Source organism: Brevundimonas sp. (assembly GCF_050729455.1).
Classification (GTDB): domain Bacteria; phylum Pseudomonadota; class Alphaproteobacteria; order Caulobacterales; family Caulobacteraceae; genus Brevundimonas.
Window position 1 is genome coordinate 1 of record NZ_JBOHLI010000083.1, and the last position, 7807, is coordinate 7807.

General features: G+C 70.7%; 8 protein-coding genes. All 8 read right to left on the reverse strand.

Annotation, left to right across the window (positions count from 1 at the left end):
• Window positions 1-124 precede the first annotated feature (124 nt).
• Window positions 125-343, reverse strand: a complete 219-nt coding sequence (locus ACREEF_RS14930; protein ID WP_431566358.1) for a hypothetical protein — start codon at window positions 341-343, stop codon at window positions 125-127.
• A gap of 166 nt (window positions 344-509) precedes the next feature.
• The gene (locus tag ACREEF_RS14935; protein WP_431566359.1) at window positions 510-1046 is read right to left on the reverse strand and encodes a periplasmic heavy metal sensor; all 537 of its coding nucleotides are present in this window, start codon (window positions 1044-1046) and stop codon (window positions 510-512) included.
• The gene (locus ACREEF_RS14940; protein WP_431566360.1) at window positions 1043-1471 is read right to left on the reverse strand and encodes a hypothetical protein; all 429 of its coding nucleotides are present in this window, start codon (window positions 1469-1471) and stop codon (window positions 1043-1045) included. The genes ACREEF_RS14935 and ACREEF_RS14940 overlap by 4 nt, the downstream gene beginning before the upstream one ends.
• Window positions 1472-1487: 16 nt before the next feature.
• A complete protein-coding gene (locus ACREEF_RS14945) occupies window positions 1488-2060 on the reverse strand; it encodes an RNA polymerase sigma factor (RefSeq protein WP_431566361.1) in 573 nt (190 codons plus the stop codon).
• A 62-nt stretch (window positions 2061-2122) separates the two neighbouring features.
• Complete coding sequence (locus ACREEF_RS14950; protein ID WP_431566362.1) at window positions 2123-2731, reverse strand: EF-hand domain-containing protein; 609 nt, start codon at window positions 2729-2731, stop codon at window positions 2123-2125.
• Between the two features lie 63 nt (window positions 2732-2794).
• Window positions 2795-5707, reverse strand: a complete 2913-nt coding sequence (locus ACREEF_RS14955) for a bifunctional [glutamine synthetase] adenylyltransferase/[glutamine synthetase]-adenylyl-L-tyrosine phosphorylase (RefSeq protein ID WP_431566363.1) — start codon at window positions 5705-5707, stop codon at window positions 2795-2797.
• Window positions 5704-7122, reverse strand: a complete 1419-nt coding sequence (locus ACREEF_RS14960; protein WP_431566364.1) for a sensor histidine kinase — start codon at window positions 7120-7122, stop codon at window positions 5704-5706. Before ACREEF_RS14960 ends, ACREEF_RS14955 begins: the two co-directional genes overlap by 4 nt.
• Before the next feature lie 9 nt (window positions 7123-7131).
• The gene (locus tag ACREEF_RS14965) at window positions 7132-7803 is read right to left on the reverse strand and encodes a response regulator transcription factor (RefSeq protein WP_431566365.1); all 672 of its coding nucleotides are present in this window, start codon (window positions 7801-7803) and stop codon (window positions 7132-7134) included.
• Window positions 7804-7807: the final 4 nt, after the last annotated feature.

Consider the following 7807-nt stretch of genomic DNA (forward strand, 5'->3'; position numbering starts at 1 on the left):
CGCAACAGGCCGACCCGCTGCGCAGGATGAAAGCTGCGCGGCCCGGCCTGTTGCTCACCCCACGCTGCGAGGCGTAACTAACCCAAGGACTCTGGTCGCCGCTGGATGAAACCTCAGAGGCACGTCAATCTACTCCCTGGGCACTCAGTTCCGAGGAGAGTTGGCGGATCTCACTTGCGTTCATGCCCCGCACCGCTTCACCCAGGTCGGCGAGTGCGTATCTGACATCCTTGTCGCTTAGCGCAGCCAGTTCGGCAGGGCTGAACGTCAGTGGGGTGTCGTGGATAACTACGAGCGTCGCCAATATTGCGTCGAGCGCCAGCTTTCTTTCGTGCGGTTCCATGCCAGTCAGCTTCAACCATCCAAAGCCCGCTTTCCACCCACAATAGACATTCTTCAGGCCGGCTTTCGGCCACCGATGAACGCCAAGCGATTGGCGTCCTCGTGTCCCATCAGCCACCGCCTGCGCCCCGGATCGGCCTCACGGCCCTCCGGGATTACGGAGGAGATTACGGCTGGGCCGGCGCCTCAGCCGGCGCAGGCGCTGCGGGCGCGACCGGCTTGGCGGCCTTCTCGGGCTTGCGCGCGTCACGGCGCGCCTTATGGCGCGACAGGATGGGGGCCAGGGCCTTGCGGTCCGCCGGGCTGAGGCGGCTCAGGGTCTCGACCGCCCCGGTCTCCAGCCGCGACCGACCGCGCGCCTCGGACGCCCGCGAACGTTCCAGCAGGGCGGCGACCGCCACCGGATCAAAGGTCTCGGCCCCGGTCAGGGCGATGGCCTCGCGCCGCGCCGCGCGCGCCTCCTCGAAGTCAGGCCGCGCCTGCATGGCGGCGGCGCGCAGCTGCGCCTTGACCTGATCGCGCACCGCCGGGTCCATCCGCTCGATGACGTCCCAGACCGGCGCGCTGCGGCCCGGCTTGTGCGCCTCGGCGATCCGGTGCTCGATCTTGTCGCGCGCCACCCAGACGGCGCCGACCGCCGCAAGGGCGAAGACGTTCAGGGCGACCGAAACGGCCAGGGCGATCTTCAAACTGCGCGACGTCATCCGCCCAGAACCTCCGTGTCGTCCGCACTGGTCAGACTGGCTTGATAGAGCACCGCATCCGCCTGGACGTCGGCGGTCAGGTGGCTGGTCAGGTTGATCCCGAACACCACCCCGGCGCAGGCCGCCGCCGCCCATCCGGCGCCCGACAGCCAGGCCAGAGGCCCGATGGCCCCACGACGGCGCGCCTTCAGCCCCGCCCCCGCCGCGCTGGCGATCACCGCCTCGCGCAGGGCGTGCGACGCAACCGGGCGCGGCGCCGCGTCCAGCAGGGCGTCCAGCCCGTCGGCCTCGCGCAACAGGACCGCCGCGCGCGGATCGCTGTCCAGCAGGGCGCGCCCCGCCTCGCGCTCGGCCTCGGGCCAGCGCCGCAGGTCGCCGCCGTAGGCGTCGGCCAGATATTCGAAACGCTCGTACGTCATCGTCATGGTTCCAGCCCCCGCCTTACCCATTCGCCGTTCTTGCCGCATTCGGCGCCATATCGGCCAGCGCCGTCCGCAACGCCCGCCGTCCACGCGACAGCAGGCTCTCCAGGGCCTCGACGCTGACGTTCATCAGCCCCGCCGCCTCGATGTTTCCCAGTTCCTGATAGTGACACAGGACAATGGCCTCGCGCTGCCGCTCGGGCAGTTTCGCCAAAGCCGCCTCGACCCGCGCCCCCGTCTCCATGGCCAGCAGGCCCCGGTCCGGCGCCGGCCCGTCGTCGGGCCGGTCCGGCGGCGTATCCGTCGCGATCTCGCGCCGACGCCGCAGCCGATCGTAGCAGAGGTTCAACCCCACCCGGTGCAGCCAGGTGTCGAACTTGGCCTGCCCCGGCGTCCAGCGCGGCGCCTGACGCCAGGCTCTCAGCATCGCCTCCTGCGCCACGTCCTCAGCCTCCGCCGCGTCGCCCAGCATCCGCTGCGCCAGCGTCAGCATGCGCGGCAGCTTGCGAGCGACCATGGCCTGGATCGCCGCCGGGTCGCCCTGACCCACGCGCCGCACCAGATCCTCGTCGGGGTCGGCGGTCTTCGCCAATCCAGCCTCTTTCGCCGTTCACGAAATGGGCCGACGGTCGGACCGCCTTCCCCGACATCACCTTACTCCGAAGCGGGCGTCGAAGGCGACGCCGCCGGTGCACGACGCTCCTGACGCTTCTGGCGCATCTCGGCGCGCCGCGCCTCCATGCCCGCGCGGCGCTCCTCGACGGTCAGCGTCCCGTTGTGGTCAGCGTCCAGACGCGTGAAGGTTTCGGTCGCCTTGCGCTCGGCCTCGGCGATGACGACGGGGCCTCGGCCTTCGCCGCCCCGGCCCATGCGCTCGGCCCCGCGATGCATCCCGCCGCGATGACCACGACCGGCGTGCTCGCCCCGGCCTGCCCGCTGACCTTCCGCACGCGGCGCGTCGAACTCCGCCCGGCTGATCGCGCCGTCCTTGTTCGCGTCCAGACGGTCGAACACAGCGGCGCGGCGCTCGGCGCGCTTGGCCTGATGGGCCGTCCGCATTTCCTCGGCCGTGACCGTGCCGTTGTGGTCGGCGTCGGCGGCGCGCAGGCGTTCCACGCGGCGCTGGACGAAGTCGGCCTGCGTCACAGGCTGGGCCATAGCTGCGCGCGCCGGGCGCTGCGGCGTAGCTGTCTGAGCCACGGCCACGCCGCTGAAAGCCGTCAGAAAGGCGATAGCGGCGACGCCGCCAAGGGTCTTGTTCATCTCGATGGTCTCCACGGGCCAAGGCCCGAAAACTCCCTGTCGAGATATGGAACGCCGCCCGGATCAGTTTCCGTCGCGGCTGGAATCCCCCACAGCCGGCAGCGCCGCCTCGAACGCCCGCCGCGCCCTTAAGCGCAGGTCGATCAGCTGCGCCTTCAGCGTCTCGAAATCCGGGGCCCCCACCGCTTGCGCCAGCCGCTGCTGGAAGCCCGCAGGCTCGGCGTCCGGGTCGCCCTTGTCCTCAAAGGCGCAGGCCATCAGCTGGCCCAGCTGCTGATGCGTCCGCCAGGTCTCGGCCAGGACCGGATCATCCCTCAACGCCTCCAGCGTCGACACCGTCAGCGGCTGCCCCGCCGCGGCCGCGCACAGCTGGCGATACTGGGCGACGAACTCGGCGTCGACCTGCGCCCCCGCCGACAGCTTCAGGTCCCAGAAGCCCTTGGGCCGCCGCTCGCGGTCCATCAGGTCGCGCATGGCCCTAACATCATGGGCCGTGTCCACGCCCGGACGTGGCCGCCGCAGCGCCGCCTCCAGCGTCGCCTCGACCCGCGCCCCGAAGGCCTCGTCGCTGGCCCAGACCAGCCGCGCGCGCGTCAGGGCCATGAACTCCCACGTCACGGCCTCGGTGGCGTAGTACTCCTCCAGCGCCTCCAGCCGCACCGACACCGGCCCCTTCGACCCGGTGGGCCGCAGCCGCATATCCACCTCGTACAGCCCGCCCTCTGCGGTGTGGGCCGACAGGGCGGCGATGAACCTCTGGGTGAAGCGCCCGTAGAACAGGTCCGCGCTCCAGCCCTTGGCCGCCGACACTGCCTCGGGCGGCGCGGCATAGACGGTCATCAGGTCCAGATCCGACCCCGCCGTCATCTCCCGCGACCCGGCCTTGCCCAGGGCCACGACGGCCACCGCCCCCTCGAACGCCCCGCCCATCCGCTCGGCCTCGGCAAGGGCCGCCGGCGCCAGGCCGCGCATGCAGGCGTCGGCCAGCGAGGTGTTCGTCCACCCGGCCTGCTCGGCCGTGGTCCGCCCCGTGATGACGTGCATGCCGATGCGGAAGGTCTGTTCGCGGTGCAGGCGGCGCACGGCGTTCATGGCGCTTTCAAAGTCGCCGGCCTCGTGCGCCTCGCGCACCACCTGGTCGGCCAGTCCGGTGTCCGTGCCCAGCGCCGTCATGAAGCGCTCGTCCAGCACCCCGTCCAGAGCCTGCGGCTGACGCCCCAGCGCCCGCGCCAGACGCGGCGCAAAGGCCATGACCCCGACCACCAGATCGAACAGCCTGGGCTGGTTCAGGAACAGGGCCTGCACCTGCACCCCGGCGCTCAGGCCCGAGAAAAAGACCGCGAACCGCCGAAACGCCGCATCGGGCGCGCCGGTCTTCGCCACCGCCGTCAGCAGTTGCGGCGCCAGCCGGGTGAACAGCTCGCGCCCCCTCGCCGTCCGCGTCGCCGGGATGCGGCCGTGGTGCCAGCTTCGGATCGCATCCGACACCGTCGCGGGCTCGGAGAAGCCCATCCGCTTCAACGTCTCCAGCGTGCCCGGATCATTCTCGACCCCGGTGAAGACCAGACTGCCATAGGGCGACGACAGCTCCTCGCCGCCTTCGAACAGCTCGCCGTAGCGCCGATTGACCCCGACCAGCACCGCCTCGACCCCGGCGTCAAACGCCGCCAGATCGCCCTGCCCACCCAGCATAGAATGGGCCAGCGCCGCCACGTCGGCGCGCCGCTCGGGATCGACCGGCAGGACGTGGCTCTGCTCGTCGGCCAGCATCTGCACCCGATGTTCCAGCGCCCGCAGCTCGTGATAGGCGGCGGCCAGTTCATCGCGCGCCTCGGGCGTCACGTGCCCCCGCTCGGTCAGGGCGTCCAGCGCCTCCAGCGTGCGCGAGGACCGCAGCCCCTTGTCGCGCCCGCCCAGGATCAGTTGCTGGGTCTGGACGTAGAATTCGATCTCGCGGATGCCGCCGCGGCCCAGCTTCAGATTGGCGCCCGCCGCCTCCAGACCCTCGCCGGTCTTGTGGACGTGGATCTGCTTCTTGATCGACTGGATGTCGAGCACAGCCTGATAGTCCAGACTGCGCCGCCAGATGTAGGGGACCAGGGCCTTGAGGAAGTCCGCCCCCTCGGCCGCGTCCCCGGCGCAGACCCGCGCCTTGATGAAGGCCGCCCGCTCCCAGTTCTGACCGACGGATTCGTAGTAGGCTAGGGCCATGGGCGCCGCCACCACCGGCGGGGTCGAGGACGGATCGGGCCGCAGCCGCAGGTCCACCCGGAAGACGTAACCGTCCGCCGTCCGCTCGGTCAGCAGGGCCGTCAAACCCTGCGCCAGCCGGTTGACGAAACTCTGCGCCTCGACGCCCTCGCCCAACGCCCCTTCCAGAACCTCGGGCTCGAAGAAGAGCGACAGGTCGATGTCCGAGGAATAGTTGAGCTCGAACGCCCCGCCCTTGCCCATCGCCAGAATGAAGAGGCCAGGCACAGGGCCGCGCGGATCATCCGCCGCCGAGATCAGCTTGCCGCGCCGCCTCTGGTCGTGGGCCAGACAACGCAGCGCCGCCTGCGCCGCCGCATCGGCGAAGCGCGACAAGGCCCCCGTCACCGCCTCCAGATCCCAGACCCCGCCGAGGTCCGACAGGGCCGTCAGCAGATGCAGTTCGGCCTTCAGATGCCGCAGCGGCGCCTTGGCCTCGTCCGCCGGACCGTCGACGGCGTCGGTCGCGGCCAGGATTTCGGCCAGCCGCGTCTCAGGCGGCGTTTCCAGAATCTGCCGCAGCCGCTCGGGCCAGCGCCGCGCCAACCCGGCCAGATAGGGCGAGGCCGCAAACACCGGCTCCAGCGCCCCCCAGGCCCCGTCCAGCGTCGCGCGCCAACCGCCTGCGTCGGCGGCCTCGACCAGCCGCTCGTGGATGCGTCCCGCCGCCATCGCGTCGCGCACCGGCCCGCACGGCTTCAGTCGCGGCCCCAGAGCGTCGCTCATCCGTTCGTCCCGCTCGCCGGCGGCAGGACCAGCGCCACCCGCAGGCCTGGCCCCTGCCCGCCATAGGCCCCCGGCCCCTCGTCCAGCTGCACCCGCCCGCCGTGCGCCTCGGCCACCGCCGTCACCAGCGACAGGCCCAGACCCGAGCCCGGCTCGGTGCGGCTGTTGTCCAGCCGGACGAAGCGCTGCAGCACCCGCTCGCGGTCCTCGTCCGGCACGCCTGGCCCGGTGTCGGTGACCGAAAACTCGATCTCGCCCGACGACCGCCGCCGGGCGCGGAACTTCACCGCCCCGCCCGACGGCGTATATTTGATGGCGTTGTCGATGATGTTGGCCAGGGCCTGGGCCAGGAAGGGCTGGTTGCCCTCGATCATCAGCCCCTTCTCGATCTCGGACGAGAACTCCAGCCCCTTGTCCTCGCCCGAGGGCTCGTAAAGCTCGGCCATGTCGGTCGCCAGTTCGGCGGCGTCGAACACCTTGAGATCGGGCGCCCCGCCGGCCTGCAGCCGGGCGATGGCCAGAACCGTGTTGAAGGTCTTCAGCAGAAGGTCCGCCTCGTCCAGCGCAATGCCCAGGGCGTCCACGCCCGACACCTTGCCGGCGTCGGCGTCGATCAGCGCCACCTCCAGCTTGGCCCGCATCCGCGTCAACGGCGAGCGCAGGTCGTGGGCGATGGCGTCCCCGGCGTGTCGGATCGAGGCCATCGAGGCCTCCAGCCGGTCCAGCATGGTGTTCAGCCCCTGCCCCAGCTCGTCCAGTTCGTCGCCGGATTGGGTGACGGGGGCGCGCACCTTCAGGTCGCCCTCCTGCACCGCCATGACCACGCGGTTCAGCCCGCTCATCGACTTCTCGACGCGGCGACTGATGACCAGACCGCCGCCGATCCCCAGCACCAGGACCATGATCATGGCCCCCCACAGGGCCTGGGTCAGCCGCGACAGATAGGCTTCGATGTCGCCGATGTCCTCGCCGACAAACAACTGCTCGCCGCCCGACAGGGGCATCTCCACCCCGATGGCCTGACGCTTGCGGACGCGGCCTTCCTCATCGGTGTCGGTCAGGCGGAAATCGTCCCAGCGCCCGCCCTGCACCGCCGCACCCGGGTCCAGCGGCGAGGTCGAGATATTGCCGGTGATCGTCTTCCGATCCTTGTCCATCAGCAGATAGAGATAGGATCCGCCCCGCAGCGTCCGGTCCACCAGGGCCTGGTTCAGCGCGTCGACGCCGCGCGTGCGATAGACCGCCGTCAGGGCCTCGACCTCGCTCCTCACCCCCGCCTCGGCCCGCGCCCGCGCCTCGGACGCCGAGGCGACATAGACATAGGCCAGCACCGCGCTGGCCGTGGCCACGAACAGCGCCAGAAACAGCAGCGTCAGCCGAAACGGCGTCCGCCTGAAAAGCGAGGGCAGCTTCATGCGGGGGCCTTACGCCTCCAGCCGGTACCCCGCGCCGCGCACGGTCTGCAGCATGGCCTTGTCGAAGCCCTTGTCGATCTTGGAGCGCAGGCGGCTGATGTGGACGTCGATGACGTTGGTCTGGGGGTCGAAATGGTATTCCCAGACCTTCTCCAGCAGCATGGTGCGCGTCACCGACTGGCCGGCGTGGCGCATCAGGAACTCCAGCAGCTGGAATTCGCGCGGCTGCAGGTCGATCTCGGTCGTGCCGCGATGCACGGTGCGGCCGATCAGGTTCATCTCCAGGTCGCCGACCTTGAGCACCGTCTGGACCCCGCCCGTCCCGCGACGGCGGGCCAGGGCCTCAACCCGGGCGATCAGCTCGGCGAAGGCGTAGGGCTTCACGAGGTAGTCGTCGGCCCCGGCCTTCAGGCCCGTGACCCGGTCCTCGACCTCGCCCAGCGCCGACAGGAACAGGACCGGCGTCTGATCGCCGCCCTTCCTCACCGTCTCGACCATGCCGACGCCGTCCAGACGCGGCATCATGCGGTCCACGACATAGACGTCGTAGCCGCCCTTCTGCGATGCCAGCAGACCGAAGGCGCCGTCCACGGCGTGCGTGACCTCGTGCCCGGCCTCGCTCAGGCCGCGCACCATCGCCGTCGCCGCCTCGGCGTCGTCCTCGACCACCAGAATACGCATGGAC